Source organism: Paractinoplanes globisporus DSM 43857 (genome assembly GCF_000379645.1).
GTDB classification, from domain to species: domain Bacteria; phylum Actinomycetota; class Actinomycetes; order Mycobacteriales; family Micromonosporaceae; genus Actinoplanes; species Actinoplanes globisporus.
In genome coordinates this window covers 132,583-155,794 of the sequence record NZ_KB903296.1, presented here as the reverse complement: position 1 = coordinate 155,794, position 23,212 = coordinate 132,583, and the positions used below count along the sequence as shown (strand labels likewise).

18 protein-coding genes are annotated in these 23,212 nt (G+C 70.7%); 5 read left to right on the top strand and 13 right to left on the bottom strand.

Annotated features, from left to right (window positions below):
* Positions 1–598: 598 nt before the first annotated feature.
* Positions 599–2,275: a PH domain-containing protein gene (locus A3CQ_RS0110060; RefSeq protein ID WP_020510805.1), complete on the bottom strand. Its 1,677-nt coding sequence runs from the start codon at positions 2,273–2,275 to the stop codon at positions 599–601.
* Positions 2,272–2,778, bottom strand: a complete 507-nt coding sequence (locus A3CQ_RS0110055) for a PH domain-containing protein (protein WP_026205514.1) — start codon at positions 2,776–2,778, stop codon at positions 2,272–2,274. Before A3CQ_RS0110055 ends, A3CQ_RS0110060 begins: the two co-directional genes overlap by 4 nt.
* A gap of 118 nt (positions 2,779–2,896) precedes the next feature.
* Between A3CQ_RS0110055 and A3CQ_RS0110050 the strand changes: the two genes are divergently transcribed.
* Positions 2,897–4,576 carry a DEAD/DEAH box helicase gene (locus tag A3CQ_RS0110050; protein ID WP_020510803.1) on the top strand — a complete coding sequence of 560 codons (1,680 nt, stop codon included), beginning with the start codon at positions 2,897–2,899 and terminating at the stop codon, positions 4,574–4,576.
* Here A3CQ_RS0110050 and A3CQ_RS0110045 read toward each other — a convergent pair.
* Positions 4,573–5,418, bottom strand: a complete 846-nt coding sequence (locus A3CQ_RS0110045; protein WP_020510802.1) for an NAD-dependent epimerase/dehydratase family protein — start codon at positions 5,416–5,418, stop codon at positions 4,573–4,575. The two genes, A3CQ_RS0110050 and A3CQ_RS0110045, sit on opposite strands and share 4 nt — an antisense overlap.
* Before the next feature lie 149 nt (positions 5,419–5,567).
* Here A3CQ_RS0110045 and A3CQ_RS0110040 point away from each other — a divergent pair, with 149 nt between their 5' ends.
* Positions 5,568–6,875, top strand: coding sequence for a radical SAM protein (locus A3CQ_RS0110040; RefSeq protein ID WP_020510801.1), 1,308 nt, complete (start codon positions 5,568–5,570; stop codon positions 6,873–6,875).
* A gap of 43 nt (positions 6,876–6,918) precedes the next feature.
* On the opposite strand, the gene A3CQ_RS0110035 is transcribed toward A3CQ_RS0110040, so the two are convergent.
* Complete coding sequence (locus A3CQ_RS0110035; RefSeq protein ID WP_020510800.1) at positions 6,919–8,448, bottom strand: M4 family metallopeptidase; 1,530 nt, start codon at positions 8,446–8,448, stop codon at positions 6,919–6,921.
* 236 nt (positions 8,449–8,684) lie between these two features.
* Between A3CQ_RS0110035 and A3CQ_RS0110030 the strand changes: the two genes are divergently transcribed.
* Positions 8,685–12,164 carry a S8 family serine peptidase gene (locus A3CQ_RS0110030; protein WP_051115212.1) on the top strand — a complete coding sequence of 1,160 codons (3,480 nt, stop codon included), beginning with the start codon at positions 8,685–8,687 and terminating at the stop codon, positions 12,162–12,164.
* On the opposite strand, the gene A3CQ_RS0110025 is transcribed toward A3CQ_RS0110030, so the two are convergent.
* Positions 12,159–13,250 (bottom strand): sensor histidine kinase, encoded by a 1,092-nt coding sequence (locus A3CQ_RS0110025; protein WP_020510798.1) that lies wholly within the window; start codon positions 13,248–13,250, stop codon positions 12,159–12,161. The two genes, A3CQ_RS0110030 and A3CQ_RS0110025, sit on opposite strands and share 6 nt — an antisense overlap.
* Positions 13,251–13,488: 238 nt before the next feature.
* On the opposite strand from A3CQ_RS0110025, the gene A3CQ_RS0110020 reads away from it, so the two are divergent.
* Positions 13,489–15,270, top strand: coding sequence for a discoidin domain-containing protein (locus tag A3CQ_RS0110020; protein WP_040432103.1), 1,782 nt, complete (start codon positions 13,489–13,491; stop codon positions 15,268–15,270).
* A 57-nt stretch (positions 15,271–15,327) separates the two neighbouring features.
* Here the strand turns inward: A3CQ_RS0110020 and A3CQ_RS0110015 are convergent, their stop codons facing one another.
* The 6 genes from A3CQ_RS0110015 to A3CQ_RS0109990 form a co-directional block, all read right to left on the bottom strand.
* Positions 15,328–16,038: a lysoplasmalogenase gene (locus A3CQ_RS0110015; protein WP_020510797.1), complete on the bottom strand. Its 711-nt coding sequence runs from the start codon at positions 16,036–16,038 to the stop codon at positions 15,328–15,330.
* Positions 16,035–16,874, bottom strand: coding sequence for a sterol desaturase family protein (locus A3CQ_RS0110010; RefSeq protein ID WP_020510796.1), 840 nt, complete (start codon positions 16,872–16,874; stop codon positions 16,035–16,037). The genes A3CQ_RS0110015 and A3CQ_RS0110010 overlap by 4 nt, the downstream gene beginning before the upstream one ends.
* Positions 16,871–17,584: a FadR/GntR family transcriptional regulator gene (locus A3CQ_RS0110005; protein WP_020510795.1), complete on the bottom strand. Its 714-nt coding sequence runs from the start codon at positions 17,582–17,584 to the stop codon at positions 16,871–16,873. The genes A3CQ_RS0110010 and A3CQ_RS0110005 overlap by 4 nt, the downstream gene beginning before the upstream one ends.
* Before the next feature lie 370 nt (positions 17,585–17,954).
* The gene (locus A3CQ_RS0110000) at positions 17,955–18,293 is read right to left on the bottom strand and encodes a VOC family protein (protein ID WP_211216513.1); all 339 of its coding nucleotides are present in this window, start codon (positions 18,291–18,293) and stop codon (positions 17,955–17,957) included.
* A gap of 57 nt (positions 18,294–18,350) precedes the next feature.
* Positions 18,351–19,235 carry a phosphotransferase enzyme family protein gene (locus tag A3CQ_RS0109995; protein WP_020510793.1) on the bottom strand — a complete coding sequence of 295 codons (885 nt, stop codon included), beginning with the start codon at positions 19,233–19,235 and terminating at the stop codon, positions 18,351–18,353.
* Positions 19,232–20,218 carry an NAD(P)-dependent alcohol dehydrogenase gene (locus A3CQ_RS0109990; protein ID WP_020510792.1) on the bottom strand — a complete coding sequence of 329 codons (987 nt, stop codon included), beginning with the start codon at positions 20,216–20,218 and terminating at the stop codon, positions 19,232–19,234. Before A3CQ_RS0109990 ends, A3CQ_RS0109995 begins: the two co-directional genes overlap by 4 nt.
* A gap of 118 nt (positions 20,219–20,336) precedes the next feature.
* Here A3CQ_RS0109990 and A3CQ_RS52210 point away from each other — a divergent pair, with 118 nt between their 5' ends.
* Positions 20,337–20,672, top strand: a complete 336-nt coding sequence (locus A3CQ_RS52210) for a hypothetical protein (protein WP_020510791.1) — start codon at positions 20,337–20,339, stop codon at positions 20,670–20,672.
* Positions 20,673–21,028: 356 nt separating this feature from the next.
* Here A3CQ_RS52210 and A3CQ_RS0109980 read toward each other — a convergent pair whose 3' ends face one another.
* Entirely contained in the window at positions 21,029–21,628 is a 600-nt protein-coding gene (locus tag A3CQ_RS0109980; protein WP_020510790.1) for a dihydrofolate reductase family protein, read from the bottom strand.
* Positions 21,629–21,681: 53 nt separating this feature from the next.
* Positions 21,682–23,193, bottom strand: a complete 1,512-nt coding sequence (arfA, locus tag A3CQ_RS0109975) for an arabinosylfuranosidase ArfA (RefSeq protein WP_020510789.1) — start codon at positions 23,191–23,193, stop codon at positions 21,682–21,684.
* Positions 23,194–23,212 lie beyond the last annotated feature (19 nt).

The window sequence follows — 23,212 nt, the reverse complement described above, 5'->3', positions numbered from 1 at the left end:
CTGTCCCGGCGCAGGCGGATAGGGCCCCGGCCATGGCGCGTAGGGGCCTGGCGGTCCGGCCGGTGGCGGGTACTGGCCTGGCGCTCCGCCCGGCGGCGGGTACTGGCCCGGCGACCCGCCCGGCGGCGGATACTGGCCCGGCGACCCGGCCGGCGGCGAGTAGGGACCCGGCGCTCCGCCCGGCGGCGGGTACTGGCCCGGCGACCCGGCCGGCGGCGAGTTGGGGCCCGGCGCTCCGCCCGGCGGCGGGTATTGGCCCGGCGCTTCAGCCGGTGGCGCGTAGGGGGCCTGCGCTCCGGCTGGCGGCGCGTAGGGGCCCGGCGGCCCGGCCGGTGGCGTGTAAGGGCCCGGCGGCCCGGCCGGTGGGGGCGCGTAGGAATTCGGCGGCGGGGCGTAGGAGACCGGCGGCTGATATGGCGGTGGGCTGGGGAGATGCTGGTCTGAGGGACCTACCTCGCGCTCGACCACGGCGTAAACCTGTTCGACGGTAAGGCCGTAGCGGGCGGCTATGCCCTCCACATCCAGCCCGTCGGCGAACTCGGCGACGATTCGGTCCTCGCGGCTTGGATATCCGCCCTCGTCGTCTGTGGCCACGCGCTCAAGCTACCGGTCGCGAGTTGACGGGCGCCACGGGACGGTCCGCGAGGAACTGGTCCAGCAGGCCTGGTACGGCGGTGCGGGCCACGCGGAGCGCCTCGGCGTCGGGCACGTCGGGGATGGCGTAGTGCTGGTGGCCGCCGGCCGTGGTGGCGACCAGGGTGGTCAGGCCCACTCGGCGCTGGAAGACGGACGTGGACATGTTCCAGCCGATCACGGCGTCGGTGCGCAGCACGTAGCGGCGGCGCACCAGGCTGCCAAACCTACTGACCAGCCAATGGTCGGACAGGGAGTGGCCCAGCGAGGCGGCCCGGTCCAGGGCCAGCAACAGTCCTAGCGGCAGCAGCACCAGCGCCGACCAGAACACCCACGCGGGGGCGTCGGCGAACAGCACGGTAGCCAGCGCGACCAGGATCAGGATGGTGCTGACCGTGCCGGCCCGGGTGAACCGGCGCAGGCGGGCTCGGGGGCCGTGCGGGGTCAGTGCCACGGTCAGCGGGTCGGCGTCGCCGATCACGGTGCCGGCCACGTCCACCGCGACGGCGCGCGGTGCGGGTGGCAGCAGGACCGAGCCGCCACGGTCGCCACCTCGGCCGACGCGCAGGCCGGTGGCGATGGCCAGGACCCGGGCGCCGTGCACCGAGCGCAGCAGCAGCGGCTCGCTCAGCTCGACACCGCGCAGGCGGCGCTCCTCGATCGTGGTGTTCCTCGTGGTGAGCAGGCCGCGCCGGACGTGCAGCGTGCCGCTGCTGTGCCGGCTCAGTCGGAAGTTCCAGAACGTCAGCACGTACCCGATGGTCGAAGCGATGGTGGTGAACACGACGACGGCGGCGGCCACCACGAGGATCGCCAGCGGCAGAGGCTGGTCCCGCAGGTAGCCGATCGAGTCGTGGACGACACCGATCTTCGCCGGGTCGATGTGGCTCTCGTTCACCAGGCGGGAGCCGAGACCGAAGAGCACACCGATCGCGACCAGGCCCGACAACGTGAACGGGCCGTACCGGATCCAGGCCGGATCGAGGGTCGCCAGCGTGGTCTCGGACCCGGCGTCAGCGACCGGAGAGGCAGGCAGCGGCGAGGCGGGCAGCGGCGACGACGACGGCAGCGACGAGCCCGGCAGCGATGAGGCGGGTAGCGACGAGGCGGGTAGCGATGAGGCGGGTAGCGGCGACGGTGGCACCGAAGACGGAACAGGCGGGCGATGCAGCAGCTCGCGGTGCAGATTCTCGGCGGCCGCCGCGCTCAGCCCGTCCAGCTTCACACCGTCGCTCTTCATGTCCGTCCGGCCCGTGCCGACCGTGACCCGGGCCAGGCCGAAGATCCGGTGCAGCACGTTCGAGGTGACGTCCACGGTCCGGATCCGGTCCCGCGGCACGGTCAGCACCCGGCGGCGGAGCAGTCCCCGGCGTACCTGCACGTGGGTCGGGGTGATCCGGAACGAGGTGGTGAAGTAGCGCAGGAAACCGAGCCCGATGCCGAGCGCGCCGATGCCCAGCGCCCACCAGCCGCCGTCGACGCCGCTGCCGTTGCGCAGCCCGATCAGCACCGCGAGCAGCGGGAAGATCAGCCGTCGCAGCTCCATCACCGGATGCACCGCCAGCATCCGCGGGCTCAACCGGCGCCAGCCCTCACCGGCGTCGGCGGCCGTCTCCTCGGCAGGGTCGACGGCGGTGGTCACGTCGCGTCCCCGGTGGTCTCGCCGACCCGGACGGTCAGGTCGGCGACCAGCTGGTCGGCGTCCTTCGCGGCCAATCCGTCGATCTTGATGGGGCCGGCCGCCGACGCGGTGGTCACCGTAACGCTGGTCAGTTTGAACAACTGCTCGATCGGCCCGCGCTCGCTGTCGACGGTCTGCACCCGGGAGATCGGCGCGATCCGCCGTTCCTGGTTGAGCCAGCCGCTCTGGGTGTACACCGCCGTCTCCGTGGCCTCCCACCGGTGCACCCGGTACCGCCACTGCGGCATCACCGCCATGTGCACGGCCGCCAGCACCAGCCACACCACCCCGACGATCAGGTGGGGCGTCCGGGCGCCGTCGCCGTCCGCGAACCACCAGATCACCTGGGGCACGAGCAGCACGATCCACAGCACCGCGGCCCGCGCCGCCCAGTACCACAGGGCCCGGGGGCTCACCCGGTTCATCGGGGGCCGCAGCCGCACCACATCCGCCGTAGTTGTCACGCCTTTCACCATCTCATCCAAAAACCAGTCCCATCGATCCGTACGTCGTGCGAACGGCCCGACAAATGTCATGGGTGGGCCGATAGGCGGTCGGGACGTCTTCCATATTGTGGTAGCCATGGAAGATGATCCGGTCGAGTCCGAGGCGGGTTTCGCCGGGCTGGGGTTGCGGGCGGAGCTGCTCAGCTCGCTGACCAGCCTCGGCTACGAGGAACCGACGCCGATTCAGCGGGAGGCGATTCCCCCGCTGGTCGCCGGCAACGACCTGGTGGGGCAGGCGGCGACCGGCACCGGCAAGACGGCCGCGTTCGCGCTGCCCGTGCTGCAGAGGCTGACCGTCGGCCGGACGGACGCGGGACCGGCGGCGCTGGTTCTCGTGCCGACCCGGGAACTGGCCGAGCAGGTGTCGCAGGCCGTCCACCGATACGGCCGTGACCTGGGCGTACGCGTGCTCCCCGTGTACGGCGGGCAGCCGATCGGACGGCAGCTGCAGTCGCTGCGGCGCGGCGTGGACGTCGTCGTCGGGACGCCGGGCCGGGTGCTCGATCACATCGAACGGGAGACGCTGCAGCTCGGCGAGGTGGGCACCGTCGTGCTCGACGAGGCCGACGAGATGCTGGACATGGGGTTCGCCGAGGACATCGAGGCGATTCTCGCCAAGACCCCGGCCGAGCGGCAGACCGTGCTGTTCTCGGCGACGATGCCGCCCCGGATCGACAGCATCGCCCGCCGCCACCTGCGTGATCCGGTCCGGATCACCATGGGCCGCAAGTCCGTCTCGCCGGACGAGCTTCCCCTGGTACGCCAGATCGCCTACATCGTCGCCCGGGCGCACCGGCCGGCCGCCCTCGGACGCATCCTCGACGTGGAGGCGCCGTCGGCCGCGATCGTCTTCTGCCGTACGCGGGAGGAGGTCGACCAGGTCACCGAGACGCTGAACGGGCGCGGGTACCGGGCGGAGGCCCTGCACGGCGGCATGAGCCAGGACCAGCGCGACCGGGTGATGGGCCGTCTGCGCGCCGGCAGCACCGAACTGCTGGTCGCGACCGACGTGGCCGCCCGCGGCCTCGACGTGGAACAGCTGACTCACGTCATCAACTACAACGTGCCGGCCGCGCCCGAGGCGTACGTTCACCGCATCGGGCGGGTGGGCCGGGCCGGGCGGGAGGGCTGCGCGATCACCCTGGCCGAGCCGCGGGAACAGCGGATGCTCAAGGCCATCGAGCGGCTCACCGGCCAGCGCATCTCGGTCGAGAAGCTGCCGACCGTCACGGATTTGCGGGCGCGACGGCTGGAACTGACCCGGGCGGCGCTGGAGAGCAGCCTGGAGACGGACGATCTCGAGCGGTATCGGGTGGTGCTCGACTCGCTGACCGGGGAGTTCGATGTCGAGGACATCGCGCTCGCCGCCGTCCGGCTGTTGCACGAGGCGGCCGGTGGGGACGCCGATGAAGAGGAGATCCCGACGCCCGCCCCGCCGCCGCCGGACCGGGGCCCACGCAGCCGGGAGGTCCGGCCGGGAGGCGCCGGACGAAGCCGGTCGGCGCCCGAGTCGGGGGTGACCCGGTTGTTCTTCGGCATCGGCCGGCAGGCCGGGCTGCGGCCCCAAGATCTGGTCGGAGCCATCGCCGGGGAGTCGGGACTCAGCGCCCGGGAGATCGGCGCCATCCAGATCACCGACCGGTTCTCGCTGGTCGAGGTCCCGGAATCGGCCGCCGACATGATCATCATGGCCATGCGGCGCAGCACCATCCGAGGACGGCGGCCGACGGTACGCCGGGAACGGTTCGCCCGTTAGACCAATCCGTTTCCGGACGTCTGCAGCACCTGATGGATTCCGTGAAGGGGGCGATAGCCGAAGGCTGCCGTGGCGGCGCCGGAGTCGTAGACGCGGTCCAGCGTGCGGGGCAGCGCCCAGTTTCGCTCGCGGAACGCCGTGGCGACGCCGGGAAGCCGCGCCTCGATCACGCCGGCCGCGTCGTGAAGCAGCGCGGGGCAGTCGTCGCGGGTGAACGGGTAGGGGCCGGCGATGTTGAAGGTTCCGGTCACCGTGCGGTGCTCCGCGACACGCACGGCGGCCGCGGCGACGTCGTCCAGTCCGACGGCCCGGTGCAGGAAGTGGGTGGCCAGCACCGGCGGGGGCTCCGGGAAACAGCGGGCGATACGCAAGGTGACCGACGGGATGGCGATCGACGCGACGAGCCGCTCGGCGGCCAGTTTCGTCTCGTCGTAGATGTCGCGCGGGAGTGGCTCCAGGCCCTCGTCGACCCAGACCGCCCGGTCGGTGGGCACCAGGGCGTGCCCGTAGACGCTGGTGCTGCTGATGTAGACGACGCGCCGGACGCCCGCGCGGCCGGCCTCGTCGAGCAGCGCCTCGGTGGCGCCGACATTGACGGCGTGGAACTCCAGGTCATCCACCCGGCCGACGTGCGGCGCGTGCAGCGCCGCGGTGTGGATCACGACGTCCGACCCGTGAACCGCGGCCCGGCGCACCCGGGGATCGCGCAGGTCGCCGACGATGCTGGTCCATTCGCCCGGCAAACGATCGACCCCGCGAATGGACCAACCATTGGCGTCCAGGGCCGCCGCGATCGCCGTACCGACCAGGCCGGAACTCCCGGTGACCGCCGCGACGCGCACCGGTGATCTCTCCGATCGCAGTTTTGGCACAGATCATTCTGGCGACTCGGGCCGTAGGAGAGGAACGTCTCCATTCCCCGGGGCGAAGACGGGATGTCGATGTGATGACATGGGATGAGCCCGTGAACCAGTCAGCATCGGAGAAGCGCATGCAGTCGCGTACGGATCTTGTCGAGGACCTGATGGGCCGCTTCCCGCACGTTCCCCGTGAGGCCGTCATCAAGGAGGACCTGCTGCGTGGCGGGCTCGCCTTCGACGACTCGGCGCTGACCGACAACGAGAGCGGCGACGTCAAGCCCAAGTCGTACTTCATCTTCTCGTTCGACCACCGGACCCTGCCCGAGCTGGGTGAGGCCGCCCTGCGCCGGCCGCCGGAGGAGATCGTGCTGCTCGGCGGCCCCTACGACCTTCGCCGCACGGTGGTGTCGGTGCGCACGAACCCGGACTCCCCGTACCGCGTCAAGGCCGACGAGGACGGGCGGCTCAAGCTCTTCCTCGACGACCGGCCGATCGCCGAGGTGGGCCTGCCGCCGATGCCCGACTACTACCGGCACACCCTCGACAACGGCAAGCAGGTGATGGAGGTGGCCCCGACGATCCAGTGGGGCTACCTGGTCTACCTGACCGTGTACCGGGTCTGTCAGTACTTCGGCGCCTCCGAGGAGTGCCAGTACTGCGACATCAACCACAACTTCCGCCAGCACAAGGCGGCCGGCCGGCCGTACACGGGGGTCAAGCCGGTCGACGAGATCCTCGAGGCGCTCGAGATCATCGACAAGTACGACACCGCGAAGGCGTCGCAGGCGTACACGCTGACCGGCGGCAGCGTCACCCGCAAGGTCGACGGGCTGGCCGAGGCCGACTTCTACGGCCGGTACGCGCAGGCGATCGAGGAGCGCTTCCCGGGCCGGTGGATCGGCAAGGTCGTCGCGCAGGCGCTGCCCCGGGCCGACGTGCAGCGCTTCAAGGACTACGGGATCAGCATCTACCACCCCAACTTCGAGGTGTGGGACAAGCGGCTGTTCGAGCTCTACTGCCCGGGCAAGGAGCGCTACGTGGGCCGGGCCGAGTGGCACCGCCGCATCCTCGAGTCGGCCGAGGTCTTCGGGCCGCGCAACGTCATCCCGAACTTCGTGGCCGGCGTCGAGATGGCCGAGCCGTTCGGCTTCCGCACGGTCGACGAGGCGATCGAGTCGACCACCGAGGGCCTGCAGTACTTCATGTCCCGGGGGATCCTGCCCCGGTTCACCACCTGGTGCCCCGAGCCGACCACTCCCCTGGGCCGCACCAACCCGCAGGGCGCGCCGCTGGAGTACCACATCCGGCTGCTCGAGGCGTACCGCGCGACGATGGAGGCCAACGGCCTGTCCAGCCCGCCCGGGTACGGCCCGGCCGGCGCCGGCAACGCGGTGTTCTCGGTGAGCTCGTTCATGGACAGCCTGCCGGCCAACGCATGAAGAAACGGGGGCCGGCACAGGGCCGGCCCCCGGGAAACACCGATCAGCAGGTGGCCTCGCCGGACTGAGCCGGCACGTTCACCGCGGACCACGCGGCCTTCACGGAGTTGAACTGGGTGCAGCTGCCCGGGAACAGGTTCTTGGCGGCCTGCAGCGTCCACTTCCGGTAGTTCAGGTACGACGAGCTCGACGTCTTCAGCAGCATCGCGTTGTACATGATCTTGATGGCGTTCTGGATGCCGAGGCCGGTCACGGTGCTGTTGTTGCAGGTCGAGCTGGCCGGCTGGCCGTTGCCGCTGGTGCCCTGGGCGAGCAGGTAGAACCAGTGGTTGCCGGGCCCGGCCGCGGCGTGCACTTCCTGGTTCGGGGTGCTCGACGAGTAGCAGTTGCTGTCGCCCAGCGCCGACGGGTTGTACATGTTGCGGATCGGGCCGCTGCCGACCAGGTTGACCTCCTCGCCGACCAGGTAGTCCGGCGGGTCGTTCGGGCTGTTGATGTACCACTCGGTCGCGGCGCCGAACGTGTCGGCGACGAACTCCTGGGTGCCCCGCCGCGAGATGCCGCCCGGCGTGTGGTCGTCGATGCCGTGACCCAGCTCGTGGCCCACCACGTCGGCCGAGGCGATCCACTGACCGGCGGTGTTGTGGCCGATCTGGACCTGGGTGCCGTCGTAGTACGCGTTCTCGTCGTTCAGGCCGATCCGGATCGGCCACGCGCCGCCGGAGCCGTTCTGGCCGTTGCGGCCGAGCCACGAGGACAGCATCGCGAACTGCTTCTCGGCCACGAACAGCGCGTCGACGCCGCCGGTCTCCCGGTTGGTGCCGTTGCCGTTGCCCCAGACGTTGTCGCTGCCGCTGAAGGTGGCGTTGTTCGAGGCGTTCTGCGTGCGAACGGTGGTGTGTGACGGGTCCTGGAGCAGGAACGTCGAGCCGGACTGCGTCGTGTTCAGCGACACCGAGCCGTAGACCCAGCCGGTGCCCGTGCCGGTCGCCTCGGTCACGTGCTCCTCGCTGCCGAGCACCTTGCCGGTGACCGCGTCCACGTCGACGGTGAGCCGGCTGACGCCCGAGGCGCCGACGCCGTTGACCGTCGTCTGCCAGGCCAGCCGGGCGGCCGCGCCCTCGGCGGCGACCACGACGAGGTTCGTGCCCTCCACGCTGCTGACCGACTTGAGCTGCTTCTTCGCGGTGGCGAGCGCGGCCCGGTCGGTGATCTTCGGGGTGACGGCGAGCTCACCGATCGCGGTCGTCTGCGCGACCGAGGTGTACCTCGCCACGCCGGCGCCGTCGGTCATGACGACGAAGTCGCCGCCCTTGACCGGCAGGCCCTTGTACGTGCGGGTGTAGGGGACGTAGCTGAATCCGGCCGACGTGACCACGGCGCCCCGCTGGAACGTCTCGGCGGCGCTGGCGTGCAGGTACGACGGTTTCGCGGCGACCAGGGCATCGGCCGCCGAGGCCGGGGAGGCGGCGGGTTTCGCCGTCGGCGGCTGAGCCAGGGCAGGCCCGGAAGTCAACGCGGCGGCGACCGCGGTTGCGGTCCCCACGGCGATGACGAGGGGGATTCGGGACATCACGCGCACTCCTTCTCCCGCCCGAGGGGTGACGGACGGGCTCGACTCCGGCGCGGCTGGGTAACCGCGACCGGCGGTACCAATAGACGACGCTATATATCTGCGCCGATGACCGGAATAGGGGAAACCCTTGTCCGTCCACATCGCGCCATGTCCGCTTCACGGCAGCCACGGATGCGCACCCAGGCAATAGATCGACTTCAGAATGCTCTGCAACCCAGCAGAGGAGTCGATGGATGTCTCTCTCCCAGCGCATCGCGGTGCCGCTCGCCGTGCTCATGGCCACCACCGTGGCCGGGCCGGTGCGCGCCGCGTCCGCGGCCGTTCCGCCACCGAAGGCCCAGGCGCAGGTCATCACCCTGATCACCGGCGACGTCGTTCAGCTCACCCCGGCGGGCGGCGGGCGGTTCGCAGCGACCGTCCGGCCGGGCGAGGGCCGCGACGGCGTCAGTTTCCGGACCGTCGAGACTTCCGAGGGCGTACGCGTGATCCCGAGCGACGCGGTTCCGCTGCTGGCGGCGGGGCGGGTCGATCCGGCGCTCTTCGACGTGCAGCGGCTGCTCCAGCAGGGTTACGGGGACGCCGTCAGCTCGACGCTCCCGCTGATCGTGCAATCAAATACCAGCGCATTCCGTACGGGGGGTGGGACGAGCCTGCCGAGCATCGGCGCCGTCGCGCTGAAGGCCGGCAAGGACGCTCTCGGGACGTACTGGAAAAGCGGCGCAAGCAATGCACGGAGCGTGACCACCGGCCGGATCTGGCTCGACCGCAAGGTCGGGGCGGCGCTCGAGGAGAGCACCACGCAGATCGGCGCGCCGGCGGCCTGGAAGGCCGGGCTGGACGGCAGCGGCGCGACGGTGGCGGTGCTCGACACCGGCGTCGACCCGGCTCACCCGGATCTCGCCGGGAAGGTGGCGCAGGCGCGCGACTTCAGCGGCAGCGGCGACACTGTGGACCGGTTCGGGCACGGCACGCACGTCGCGGCGACGGTAGCCGGCACCGGAAAGGCCAGCGGCGGGCGGGAGAAAGGCGTCGCGCCGGGCGCGAAACTGCTGATCGGGAAGGTGCTCGACGACACCGGCAACGGGTACGAGTCGTCGATCATCGAGGGCATGCAGTGGGCCGTCGACCAGGGCGCCCGCGTGGTCAACATGAGCCTCGGCGGCGAGCCGACCGACGGGACCGACCCGATGAGCGCGGCGGTGGACGCGTTGAGCGCGCAGTCGGGGGCACTGTTCGTGGTGGCGGCCGGGAACGAGGGCGGCACATCGACGGTGGGGACGCCGGGCAGTGCCTCCTCGGCCCTGACCGTGGGCGCGGTCGACGCGCACGACAAGATCGCGGACTTCTCCAGCCGGGGGCCGCGCGTCGGTGACCAGGCGCTCAAGCCAGAGATCACGGCGCCGGGGGTGGGCATCGTCGCGGCGCGGGCGGCCGGGACCACGATGGGCGACCCGGTCGACGCTTTCTACACCTCCGCTTCCGGTACGTCGATGGCGACGCCGCACGTGGCCGGGGCGGCCGCGATCCTGGCCGGGGAGCACCCCACGTGGAGCGGGGCGCAGATCAAGAACGCGCTGGTCAGCACGGCTTCCACCAGCGCCGGTACGAGTGTCTACGCGCAGGGCGCCGGGCGGGTCGACCTGGCCCGGGCGACCACGCAGACGGTCACGGGGTCGGGCGTGGCGGACTTCGGCGAGCTCTCTGCTCTTGCGCCGGTGACCCGGATCGTCACCTACTCGAACGCCGGGATCTCGCCCGTGACGCTGGCGCTGCACGAGGACCTGGCCGCGGTGACCGCACCCGGCAGCGTGATCGTACCGGCCGGTGGCAGCGCGTCGGTGACGCTCACGCTCGACGTCGCGGCGGCCGCGCGGGGGCCGCTCAGCGGATGGCTCAAGGCTTCGGGGCCGGATGGCGTGCTGGTCACGACCGCGCTCGGCGGGACGATCGACGGGCCGCACCACCGGGTGACCGTCACCGCGGTGGACCGGGCCGGGGCGCCGGCGAGCGTGCCGGCGTTGCAGATGTTCGGCGACGACGCGCGCTTCGACGTGCTCAACTTCCTCTTCGCCGGTGAGACCAAGACGTTCGAGCTGGAGGAGGGCGATTACCTGCTCGACGCGACGATCGAGGACGGCGGCCCGCTCGACGAGCAGGTCACCCAGGTGGTCGACCCGGAGCTGCGGGTCGACCGGGATCTCACCGTGGTGCTCGACGCGCGCAAGGGCCGGCCGATACGCATCGAGACGCCGCAGCCGGCCGAACAGCGGACCGTCATCAGCTACTACGTGCACAGGGTGACCGGGTCGGGGCGGAGCATCGCCAACGGTTTCATGTACTTCAGCACGCTCAGGCAAGTGAACGTCACGCCGACCACGCCGCTGCGGGCCGGCAGCTTCGAGTTCTCCTCGCGCTGGCAGCTCGTGGCGCCGATCGCCCGGTCCCCGATCGGCAACCTCAACCTGCTGCCCAGCTCGCCGGTGTACGACGGTACCCGGACCTTCCCGCTGGTGGCCGGGCTCGGCGCGTCGGCGCGAGGTAAGGCGGTGGTCCTGGATGAGGAGATCAACGACGACGAGTACGGGCAGGTGCAGGCGGCCGCGGAGGCCGGGGCGACGGCGGTGATCTTCATCCGGCGGGCCGACCGGTCGGCGTGGAGTCCCTGGTCGCCGGACGGGGAACGGCTGGCGATCCCGGCCCTGGTACTCCCGCGCGATCTTGCCGGGAAGCTGGGTCGTTCCCTCTCGCTGACGCTCACGCCGAACAGCCCGTACCTCTACGACGTCTTCCAGGTCTCCCCCGGCCGGGTGCCCAGCCAGATCGTCTACAAGGTGACGGCCGCGAACTCACAGCGGATCACGTCGCGCTACGCGGACAACGGCGGTTTCGACTGGGTACGCGAGCAGCGGTTCGGCTGGCGGCCGTGGCAGGACTACTCGTGGAACGACACCCAGCGTGACGTGCGGACGCCGTCGGTGCGTACGGAGTGGGTGTCGACCGGTGACACGATCTGGCAGCACCAGGTGCACCACGCGTATCCGTGGAACGATCTCGGGGCCTCGCTCGACGGAGGCATGGCGGACGCGGCGACCTCGTACGCCCACCCGGGCGTCGCGGCGGAGACGTGGAACTCGCCGGTGGTGCGGCCGGCGACGCCCGTGGGGTACGCGAACACCCGCACCGGGGACGTGCTGCACCTGCGGGTCGCCGACTACGTCGACTCGACCGACCGGCATCACACCGTCGACCAGGCGGATTCGGCGAGCGCGTCGCTCTACCGGAACGGCACGCTGCTGGCCACGACCCCGGACGCGTGGCAGGACATCACGGTCCCGGCCGGGGACGCCGGGTACAGGCTGACGCTGTCGACGGCCCGGGGCGGGGACGACTGGATCTACGGCACGCGGACCGAGACCGAGTGGACGTTCCACTCGGGCAAGGCGGGCAACCTGCCGCTGCTCCAGATCTCCTACGCGGCGCCGGTCTCGCTCGACGGCACCGCGACGAGGCGGGCCCACCGGCTGCGGGTCACGGTCCCGGGCGCGTGCAAGACGTCCGTTGAGTACTCCACGAACCTCGGCGCGACGTGGACTCAGGTGAGAGACGAGCGGATCCCGGCCGGGACGGGGACCGTCTCGCTGCGGGTGACGGCGAGCGACCGGGCCGGGAACAGCGTGCGGCAGACGGTGATCCGGGCGTACGGCCGATCATGAATTTGCGGGAAAGGTGACCACCATGGCGACGCCGGGGTCCCGGGCCTCGGCGCTCGCTCGGCCACCGTGGGCCTCGGCGAGCTGGCGGACGATCCAGAGGCCGAGGCCCACGCCGTCGGGGCCGCCCACCGCGAACTGGCCGAACAGCCGGGGCCGCAGCGTCTCGGGGATGCCGGGGCCGTGGTCGCGGACCTCGAGGCGGTCGGTCGGGCCGTCGCGGGTGAGCGTGACGACGACCGGCGGCCCGCCGTAGCGCAGGGCGTTGCCGACCAGGTTGACGACGATCTGCTCGAAGCGCTGCCGGTCCACCTCGATGGTGAGTCCGGCGTCGATGTCCACGGTGACGTCGGCGCCGGAGCGGACGTAGCCGAGAGCGTCGCAGACCAGCTCGCGGGCCGGGGTCGGCCGCCGGTCGAGCTTGAGGTGGCCCTCGGTGTCGATGCGGTCGAGGTCGAGCAGGGCCTCGGCGAGCCGGGAGATGCGGGCGGTCTGGCGCAGCGCGGCGTCGAGCATCCGGTCGGTGTCGTCGGTCGCCTGCTCGCGCAGCTCCTCCAGGGCTATGCGCACGGTGGCCAGCGGTGATCGCACGTCGTGGGCGAGCGTGCTGACCATCGCGGCCCGCCACTGCTCGATGCGGGCCAGCCGCTCGCGCTCGTCGCGCAGGTGGCGGGCCTGCGCCTCGATCAGCAGGGCCACCGTGAGCGCGACCGGCATGAGCACGAGCGCGCTGCCGAGCACGACCGCGGACTGGCCGGTGAGGATCAGCGGCAGCACGTACGCGAGGGTGGCCGGGACGAGGAACGCCAGCAGGATCCAGCGCGGGAAATGCAGCGCGGCCCAGGCGTACAGCAGCACCAGGAACGGCCCGGTGCCGGTGACGACGCCGCCGAACGACCAGGTGGCCAGGCCGAGGACGGCGAAGCCGGGCAGGCCGAGGGCGGCGGGCGCGTTCGGATGCCATTGCGGCCAGGGAATCAGCAGGGCGACCAGGGCGCAGAGGAAGTCGCAGACGCCGACGATCAGCAGCCGCGGGTAGCCGCCGGGGTTGCCGGGCATGCCGACCAGCGCGAGCGAGCCCGCCAGCACGAACAGCGCCGTGGCCTGGCGAGCCGCGGCGCGCGGTCCGGTTCCGAGCAGGCGAAAGGGTCCGCTACCTTCTACTTCACCACCATATAACGGGTGAAATCGGGCTCGGTTCCGGAACCTGAATCCCTTGCTCGCGACGACGGCGATCGATGAGACTGCCGGATGAGAGCGCTCTCTGCCGCCCATCCCCAGGCCGGCCCCGGCCGGGCGGCATCCATCCCCTTCCCCGGGAGAGTCCATGCGACAGGTCATCCCCCGACGGCGCACGCAACTGGTCGGCGCCGTCCTCGCCCTGGTGGTGGCGGTCTACGCCGTCGTCACCGTCACCACCGCACAGGCCGCGGACACCCTGCTCTCGCAGGGCAGGACCGCGACCGCCTCCAGCACCGAGAACGCCACCACCCCGGCGAGCGCCGCGGTCGACGGGAACACCGGGACACGGTGGTCCAGCGCGTTCAGCGACCCGCAGTGGCTGCAGGTCGACCTCGGCGCCACGGCCACGATCAGCTCGGTCACGCTGAACTGGGAGGCCGCGTACGCCCGGTCGTTCCAGATCCAGACCTCGGCCAACGGCAGCACGTGGACCACGATCTACAGCACGACGACTGGTACGGGCGGCGTCCAGACTTTGTCGGTCAGCGGCTCCGGGCGATATGTCCGGATGAATGCGACGGCTCGGGCCACCGCGTACGGCTACTCGCTGTGGGAGTTCCAGGTCTACGGCTCGACCGGGTCGTCGACTGCCTGCGGCACGGCGGATGCCGCCCAGGGCCGCACGGCCACCGCCTCCAGCAGCGAGAACGCCGCCACGACGGCCGCCGCCGCGGTGGACGGGAACGCCTCGACCCGCTGGTCCAGCGCGTTCAGCGACCCGCAGTGGCTGCAGGTCGACCTCGGCTCGTCGCAGACCGTGTGCAACGTGGCGCTGAGCTGGGAGGCCGCCTACGCCTCCGCGTACCAGATCCAGATCTCGAGCAACGGCAGCACCTGGACCTCGATCTACAGCACCACCACCTCGACCGGCGGGAACCAGTCGCTCAACGTGAGCGGCACCGGGCGCTACATCCGGATGTACGGCACCGCGCGGGCCACCGCCTACGGCTACTCGCTGTGGTCGTTCGTCGTCCACATCACCGGGACGGTCACCACTCCGCCGACCACTCCGCCCACCAGCACTCCCCCGGGCGGCACCACGATGCCCGACTCGTTCTGGGGCGACACGTCGACGATCCCGGCCGCGCAGAACGTGGTCGAGGTCAAGATCCTCAACCGGACGAACGGCAAATACCCTGACAGCCAGGTCTACTGGAGTTTCAACGGTCAGACCCATTCGATCGCCGAACAGCAGTACCTCGACATGCCGGCCAACTCGGCCGGGCGCATGTACTTCTATCTCGGCTCGCCGACCAGCCAGTACTTCGACTTCATCGAGTTCACGGTGGGCGCGAACGTCTTCAACGGCAACACCACCCGGGTGGACGCGTTCGGCCTGAAGATCGCGATGCGGCTGCACGCCAAGGACGGGTACGACGTGCAGGTCGGCGAGGACTACCAGACCTTCACCGAGGACCGGGCCGTCACCTTCCAGAAGTTCAGCGACGAGGTGCCGACCGAGTTCAAGCACCTGGCCACGGCCACCGCGCCCTACCGCATCATGGCGCCGGGCTCGGACGCCGCGTTCCGCTCCGGCGGGCAGTACCAGACCTACATGTCCAGCTACGCGTCCCAGAACGGAATCTCGGCCGCCACGTCGGACATCTTCGGCTGCGCGGGCGTGCTGGCCGGCCAGCCGCAGCAGTGCGCGGCGCTCAACCGGCACACGATCGATCTGCCGCAGGCGCAGTGGGAGACCGTGTCCAACTTCTACCGCGGCGCGCCGGCGAACTACTACGCGAAGTTCTGGCACGACCACGCGCTCGGCCGGCTCGCATACGGCTTCCCGTATGACGATGTCGCCGGGCAGAGCTCGTTCGTGTCACACGGCAGCCCGCAGTACCTGCTGGTGGCCGTCGGCTGGTGAATGACGGGGGTGCGGCGCTCGCGTGCGGGCGCCGCACCCCCACCCAGGCGGAGTAAGTCACACGGCCGGGGCACTCGCGACCGGGCGTCGCACCTCCGCCCAGCCGGTCGCGATCAGGTACAGCGCGGCGGCGTATGTCCCCATCACCAGCACGTCGTGCGCCGGCGCCCGGATGCCGGCGGCGCCCAGCCCGATCGCGAGATCGGAGATGAGGAAGAGCCCGCCGCCCGCCGCGACCCGGCGGTTGACCCCCGTCGCGGCGGCGGCCATCGCGATCAGCGCCAGGCTGTAGACCAGCACCGGGATCCGCAACGCGCCCAACTGCGGCCCGAGCAGGATGTTCGCCGCCGCCCAGGCGATCCCGAAACCCGCCACGGCCTTGGCCGGCGGCAGGGCCCGGCCGCCGGTCAGGACTTTGGCCGGCGGCAAGGACTGACCATCGGCAAGGGCACTGGCCGACGGCCGGGCCCGGCGCAGGAACGCGATAGTCAATATGACCTGGCAGCCCAGGAAGAACAGCATCCCGATCAGGAAGGCCGACTGGCCCGGCACCAGCAGCGCGATGTCGCCGACGGTCGCGAAACACAAAGAGGCAACGACCAGGTCGGCGCGATGACGGTGCTCGACCGGATCGGGCTCGGAGCGGGCCAGATACCAGATCAGCAGGGGCGCGAGCAGCGGCTTCGCCACCCACTGCAGGGGCGCCCAGTCCGCTGCCACCGCGATCAGTTCAGCGATCGCGGCGACGGCGAAGAGTTTGAGCTTCACGCGACCGGCTGCGGGACGGGCCGCCAGCCCGGGTGGCCGAACACGTAGCCGAGCCGGTCGCGCCAGCTCGCCGTGCCCCGGACGTCGCGCCAGATCGAGGCGTACTCGTGGGTGGCGACTTTCAAAGGATTGAAGGTTTTGATGTTTGTGGTCAGACCGTAATTCACGCGCTCGCCCTCGGGCTCGAAGCTGCGGAACAGGCGGTCCCAGACGATCAGGATGCCGCCGTAGTTGCGGTCCAGGTACGGATCGTTCGAGCCGTGGTGCACCCGGTGGTGCGATGGCGTATTGAAAAACCATTCGATCGGTCGCCACATCCGGTCGACCCGCTCGGTATGAAGGAAGAACTGGTAGGCCAGGCTGATCGACTGCTGGAGGAAGATCATCCACGGCGGCAGGCCGAGCAGCGCGAGCGGCAGCCAGAACGGCAGGGAGGTCATCGGCGTCCAGCTCTGCCGCAGCGCCGTCGACAGGTTGAAGAACTGGCTGGAGTGGTGCACGACGTGCCCGGCCCAGAGCACCCGCACCTCGTGATGCAGCCGGTGGAACCAGTAGTAGGCCAGATCGTCGGCCAGGAACAGCAGCACCCACACCCACCAGTCGTGCGGGTCGAGCTTGATCGGGCTCAGCACGTAGAGCCCGGCGAAGGCGACCGCGGTGAACAGCTTCCACGGCACGCCGATGACCTGGCTGCCGAGGCCCATCGAGAGGCTGGTCGCGGTGTCGCGGGCCTCGTAGCCGCGCTCCTCGTAGTCCGGCAGGAACCGGAACGACACCGCCTCCAGGACGATGAGCAGGAGAAACGCGGGGACGGCGTAGAGGACGGCGGGAATCATGCTGCTCCGATCTCTCCGGGTGCTCCGACGGGGACGGCGAGCAGAGCGCGAGCCACGGCTTCGGCGCCGCCGGCGTCGCCGTCGGCGATCAGTTCGGCGAGGTTGCGGTGGGCGGTGACGTCCAGCAATTCGGCCGTACGGCGGTGCGGCGGCACACTTCCGACGGCAAGGTCGCCCGCGGTCAGGCTGTTGTAGGCCAATAGGTATGCCACGTTGCCCGAACCCTCGATGATGCGGCGCCACAGATCCCGGTCAGCGGCGCCCATGCGCTCGAGGTCGGGGGCGGCACTGGCGTACGTCTCGACGGCCTCGACCACCGCCCGGCGCTGTTGGCCGGTCGCCCGCTGCGCGCAGAGCCGGGCCGCGTCGGCGCCGATGCAGGCGCGCATCTCGAGCACGTCGCGGATCAGGGTCCGGACCGGCAGCACGTCGCGCGCGCCGGTGAGCGCCATCGCCAGGTCGAGCCCGGCGGTGGCCCGCCAGTCGAGCACCCGGGTCGCGCCGCCCTGGCTGACCCGCACCAGGCCGAGCTGCTGCAATCGGCGCAGGGCCTCGCGGATCGCGTGCCGGTTAACGCCGAAGGCGGTGGCCAGCTCGCGCTCGCTGGGCAGGGCATCGCCGGCCGGGTACCGCCCGCTGACGATCGCGTCGCGCAGCCGCCCGAACACCTGGTCCGAAACGGACTGACGGGACAACGGCTCGAAGGTCATACCGCGCAGTGTGCCCGGGGTCACGTCAACCCGTCAACTGGTTGGACCAGTTGTCAGACCGGTTCGACGCTAGCCGGCGAACGCTGGGGGCACCGGATCAGCGCCACCGACCCCGGCGCGGCATCGGTTGCGCAGACCTCCGACCCGGCGCACTTGGCCCGGGCCGCGGTCGAGGGCTGCTCTGCGCGCGGGCCGAGCACGCCGGGATGGCCCGCTCCGCGCGCCGGCCGACGGGCTCGACGCGCTGATCGCGCACGCCGCGACGGTCCAGGGCACGCTCCGCGCGCCGGCCGACGGGCTCGGCGCGCGGGCCGAGCACGGCGCGACCGCCAATCAGTGACGCCCGGCCGCCGGTGTGCGGCTCGCGGCGTCAGTCGGGCAGGGTGTGGGCCAGCGGGTGGCGGGGCTCGTAGAGGCCGAGCTCTCCCCCGCCGGGCAACTTGATACCGGTGATCAGGCCCCAGCCCCGGTCGCTGGCCGGCCCGGTGAACTCGACCCCGCGCTCGGTCAGCTCGGCCACCGTCGCGGCGAGGTCGTCACACATCAGGTAGAACTCCTGCGCCGGCTCCCCGTCGGTCGGGTGCACGGCCAACTCCCCGGGTGGGGCCTTGAAGATGAGCCAGCCGCCACCCGCGTCGACGTGCGGATACCCCAGTACGTCCCGGAAGAACGCCCGGTCGGCCTCGGCGTCGCGACTGTACAGAATCACGTGCCCGCCATTGATCACGCCCTGATCGTAGACCCGGACGGTCATCGATTTGGGGCTTCATGCGTACGCCCGCTGGAACCAGCGTCGGGCGAGCCGGGATGCTCGCTGCCGGACCCGCTCGATCCCCGCCGAGTTGTTGTATGCGGCGAAGGGCGGCCATTCGAACACGTAGATGGTCAGTTCCTCAGCCAGTATCGCGAGTTCAACCATTCGCCGGTCGAGGCCGCGATGCGCCACGTAGGCGGTGGTGAGTGCGGGCGGTGGGGTCACCCCCGCGGGCGCGGCTCGCACATTAAGGAATGCGAGATCTGTGCTCGGACGCCCGCGGCCCGACATCTGCCAGTCGAGAAAGGTCAGCCCTTCGCCCGTCACGGCGATGTTGCCGGTGTGGCAGTCGCCGTGCACGAACGCCGCCGGCAACGCGTCCATCGCGTCGAACAGGTCAGTTCGTGCGGAGATGAGGTCGGCGAGCCGGGGCAGTGTCGCGCCCCAGAACTGCTCCACGACGGCGAGGTCGGGCACCGCCAACGCCTCACGCAGATGGTCCGGGCGTGTCCACGGCTGCCCGCCGAGGTCCGCCATGTCGTGCAAGGCGGCCAGATCACGGCCGAGCGCCGCCCACATGCCCGGAGTCCACGACCCGGCCTCGGCCGGCTTGCCCGCCGCCGCCAGCAGCAACGCCACCCCGTCGCCGTCATCCGCCGCGTCCAGCAGGCGCGGTGTGCGCACCGGCGCCCGCTCCGCCAGATCCCGATAGAAACGCAGTTCCCGGCGCGCGGCGGCCAGCAGGTCCGGTCCGAGCGCCGCCGGCGTCACCTTGAGATAGCAGGCAACACCCCTTGACGTCCGTACGGCGTGGACCCCGGCCCCGGAACGCGACTCCAAGCCCGTCGCCGGTTCGTCCGGCTCCAACCCGAAGCGCCGCAGCACGGCCGCGATCACGGCGGCCCCTCGGCGATGGTGAGCACGACCGCGCCGAGCCGCTGCTCGGTCTCGACCCGGCGATGGGCGGCAGCCGCCTCGTCCATCGGATAGATCCGGTCGACGATCGGCCGGATCTGATCGGCCTCGATCATCTCGGTGAGCGCGGCGAGGGCCTCAGTCGATTCGGGGGCGAAGGCCACGGTGACGGTCTTGTCGGTGAACCGGATGGTCAGCACCGAGCGAACGAGCACCGAGAGCCGCGGGTTGCCGTTGAGATAGCGCCCGCCCGGTCGGAGCAAGCCGATGAGCCGGCCGTACGAGCTGCCGGGAACCATGTCGAAGATGACGTCGAACCGGCGGCCCGTGGTCGTGACATCTTCGGTGGTGTAGTCGACGAAGTCCGTGGCCCCGAGCCGCAGGACGAGATCCTCCTTGATCGGGTGCTCGACCGCGGTGACCTGTCCGCCCATCGAGCATGCGATCTGGATGGCGTGGGCGCCGATGCTGCCGCCGGCCCCGTTGATCAGCACCTGCTCCCCGGGCTGGATCCTCGCGCGCCGCATGAAGTGCAGGGCGTTGAGTCCGCCGAGCGGCACGCCGACGGCCTCGGCGAACGTCATGGTCCGCGGCTTGGGTGCGATGGCGGCGCGCTCGGGAAGGACGACGTACTCGCCGTAGGCGCCCTGGAGCAGGCCGGTGGAGCCGTAGATCTGGTCGCCCGGCGCGAAGCGGGTGACCCGCCCGCCCGTCGACACGACCTCACCCGCGAAGTACATGCCCAGGATGCGGCGCCGCGGCCTGGTGACGCCGAGCCCGAGCCGGAGCGGCAGCCAGAACCACTTCACCGACAGCCGGAAGCTCCGGAACTCACAGTCGGACTTGGTCGCCTCGGCCGCCCGCACCCTGATCAGCACGTCCCGATCGCCGGGGACCGGCGCCGGCACGTCCGCCACACGCAGGACTTCCGGCCCTCCGTAGCGGGCGTAGATCACGGCTTTCACGAGGCCATCGGATCGGCTCAACGGCCTTACTGTCAACCGACTGCAACGGCCTTACCATTCTTCACCGTCCTGACGGGTAATCTGCACGGCGGGACGAACCGACGAAGGGTAACGGATCATGAGCGGCGACAGCGACAGCAACTCGGGGCAGTCGGAGGAGAACGGCGACGCCCTGCTCGCCCGCATCACTCCGGGCATGGCCGTCATCGACGTCGACGGCGAGCAGGCCGGCAACGTCGGCGGCGTCCATTTCGCCGGTACCAAGGTCCTGCCGGAGGCTCCCCTCGGGATCGCCGAGGATCTGGTCGACACGGGTTACGTCCTCATCGACGGCGCCGGGCACCTGGCCAACGACGCCTATGCCGGCGGCGACCAGATCGACGACGTGACCGACGTGGTCACGCTGAACGTGCGCCGTCTCGACCTGACCCGGGTCGAGTCCACCACGCCCTGACGACTGACGGCGCCACACCGGATTCGGAATGTCCACACTCGATTGAGGAGGAGTCGCCGTCGCTGGAAGCGGCCTTGCGTCCGTGTCGGACAGCACCGGTCGTTTGCGCAGATCACGCGAGGAGAGCCGGTCCGCGGGCCTGACCACGTACGCACGGCCCCGGTAGAGTCCGGCCGCGCTGAGCATCGCGCTCGTCGCCGTGATGGCACTGACGCCGCCCCCGTTGCTGCTGGCCTCGACCGAAACAGCCCCGACCGAAACGGCCCCGACCGAAACAGCGCCGGCCGAAACGGACACGCATCCTCCTCGGGGCGGCCGCCGCCTGCCGCCGCCCCGTTGCCCCGCGATGAGTGCGGCTATTTCGTGACCGTGTAGCGCACGTGGGTGGCGAACGGTGAGCTGTAGACCTTGACCACCTCGAGGTCCATGTCCCGATCGAACCCCTCGAACAGCCGCTTGCCCGCCCCGAGAATCACCGGCGCCGTCGAGATGACCAGCTCGTCGACCTTCCCGGCCGCCAGCGCCTGCCGGATGATGTCGGCGCCGCCCCCGACCGAGACATCGCCCTCCCCCGCCACCTCGGCCGCCTGGCCGAACGCCGCGTCCAGGTCGGCCACGAACCGGAAGCCGGACTCGGCCGCCGGCTGGTCCGCGACCCGGTGGGTGAGCACGAACAGCGGCCCGGGGAACGGATTGGTCCCACCCCATGCCCCGGCCGCGTCGTACATGCCGCGGCCGACCACCCCGGACCGGATCGTCGAGACGATCTCGTCGTAGAACTCCTTGTCGGGACCGTGCATGGCGAAGTCATGGCCGCCCTCGTACGTCCAGGGGCCGCCCATCACCCAGTAGTGCAGCCGCTCACCTCCGCGGCCCAGTCCGTACTTCGGCCCATCGTCGGGACCGGTGACGTAACCGTCGACCGACGTGGTGATGGATGCGATGACCCTGCCCATGGTTCCTCCTCTGTCCGGGTGTCACCAGAACAGACCGGCCAGGGAGGCCGAACTCATCGGAGCGTCACCGCGGTCCACGAGACCGGCGGCAGCGTGATCCGCAGAATGCCGTGCTCAATGGAGTGCGAAGTGTTCGGGGTGAGGCCGACGCGCAGCGGATCGTCGAGCGTGTTCGTCGCGTGGATGTCATCGTCGTGGAGGGACTGCGCGTCGACGACCTCGACCCGCCCGAGGTTGCTTACGTCGACCGCCAGCTCGACCGCCTCGGTGAGGCTGCGGTTGACCATGAAGACCGCGGTGTCGCCCGTGCCCGCGTCGTGGGTCGCGACGGCGTCCACCACGCCGACCTCACCGTGGAGCGCGGTGTTGTAGATCGGGCTCTCCAGCTTGAGCTCCAGGGTCACTCCGCGGGCGAGCCGGGAGGTCAGCGCGAACGGGAAGAACGTCGTCTGCCGCCACGCCGGGCCGCCGGGCTCGGTCATGATCGGCGCGATCACGTTCACCAACTGCGCGAGGCTCGCCGACGTGACGCGGTCGGCGTGCCGCAGCAACGAGATGAGGAGGCTGCCGACCACCACCGCGTCGGCGACCGAGTACGCGTCCTCGAGCAGGCGCGGGGCCACCGGCCAGTCGTCGATCCCGGTGATGCGGTCGACCTCGGCATAGCGCGAGTGGTACCAGACGTTCCATTCGTCGAACGAGACGTTGATCGTCTTGTTGCTGCCGCGCACCGCCTTGACGTGGTCGGCGGTGGCGACGACGGAATCGATGAACCGATCCATGTTCACGGCGGACGCCAGGAAGCTCGCGTAGTCGCCGTCGTGCGGCTCGTAGTAGGCGTGGCACGAGATGTAGTCGACCTCGTCGTACGCCGCCTCGAGCACGACCCGCTCCCAGTTGGCGAACAGCGGCATCTGCGCGTTCGAGCTCCCGCACACCACGAGCTCCAGGGTCGGGTCCAGCTGCCGCATCGCCCGCGCCGTCTTGACCGCCAGCTGCCCGTACTCCTCCGGAGTGCCGTGCCCGAGCTGCCAGGGACCGTCCATCTCGTTGCCCAGACACCACATCCGGATGGCGTACGGCTCGACCACGCCGTTGGCGATCCGCTGGTCGGAGAGCGTGGTGCCCGACCGGACGTTCGCGTACTCGAGCACGTCGAGCGCTTCCTGCAGTCCGCGCGTGCCCAGGTTCACCGCGTACATGAGCTCGCTGTCGACCTTCTTGAGCCAGCTCGCGAACTCGTCGAGACCGATCTCGTTCGTCTCGGTGGAGTGCCAGGCGAGGTCGAGACGCCGGGGACGCTTCTCGCGCGGCCCGACGCCGTCCTCCCAGCGGTACCCCGAGAGGAAATTGCCTCCGGGGTAGCGGATCGTGCTCACGCCGAGCTCCTTGACCAGCTCGATCACGTCGCGCCGGTACCCCTCTTTGTCGGCGTCCGGATGCTCCGGCTCGTAGATGCCGTCGTATACGCATCGCCCGAGGTGCTCGACGAAGGAGCCGAAGAGCCTTCGGTTGATCGGCCCCACGACGAAATGCGGGTCGATGGTGAGACGCGCGGAGATCAAGGTGTCCTCAGTTTCGGTA

Excerpts from the sequence above, each read along its gene's own strand:
- A3CQ_RS0110035 (WP_020510800.1), bottom strand. The coding sequence starts at position 8,448 with ATGTCCCGAATCCCCCTCGTCATCGCCGTGGGGACCGCAACCGCGGTC.
- A3CQ_RS0110040 (WP_020510801.1), top strand. The coding sequence starts at position 5,568 with ATGCAGTCGCGTACGGATCTTGTCGAGGACCTGATGGGCCGCTTCCCG.
- A3CQ_RS0110010 (WP_020510796.1), bottom strand. The coding sequence starts at position 16,874 with ATGATTCCCGCCGTCCTCTACGCCGTCCCCGCGTTTCTCCTGCTCATC.
- A3CQ_RS0110005 (WP_020510795.1), bottom strand. The coding sequence starts at position 17,584 with ATGACCTTCGAGCCGTTGTCCCGTCAGTCCGTTTCGGACCAGGTGTTC.
- A3CQ_RS0110020 (WP_040432103.1), top strand. The coding sequence starts at position 13,489 with ATGCGACAGGTCATCCCCCGACGGCGCACGCAACTGGTCGGCGCCGTC.
- A3CQ_RS0110050 (WP_020510803.1), top strand. The coding sequence starts at position 2,897 with ATGGAAGATGATCCGGTCGAGTCCGAGGCGGGTTTCGCCGGGCTGGGG.
- A3CQ_RS52210 (WP_020510791.1), top strand. The coding sequence starts at position 20,337 with ATGAGCGGCGACAGCGACAGCAACTCGGGGCAGTCGGAGGAGAACGGC.
- A3CQ_RS0109980 (WP_020510790.1), bottom strand. The coding sequence starts at position 21,628 with ATGGGCAGGGTCATCGCATCCATCACCACGTCGGTCGACGGTTACGTC.
- A3CQ_RS0110030 (WP_051115212.1), top strand. The coding sequence starts at position 8,685 with ATGTCTCTCTCCCAGCGCATCGCGGTGCCGCTCGCCGTGCTCATGGCC.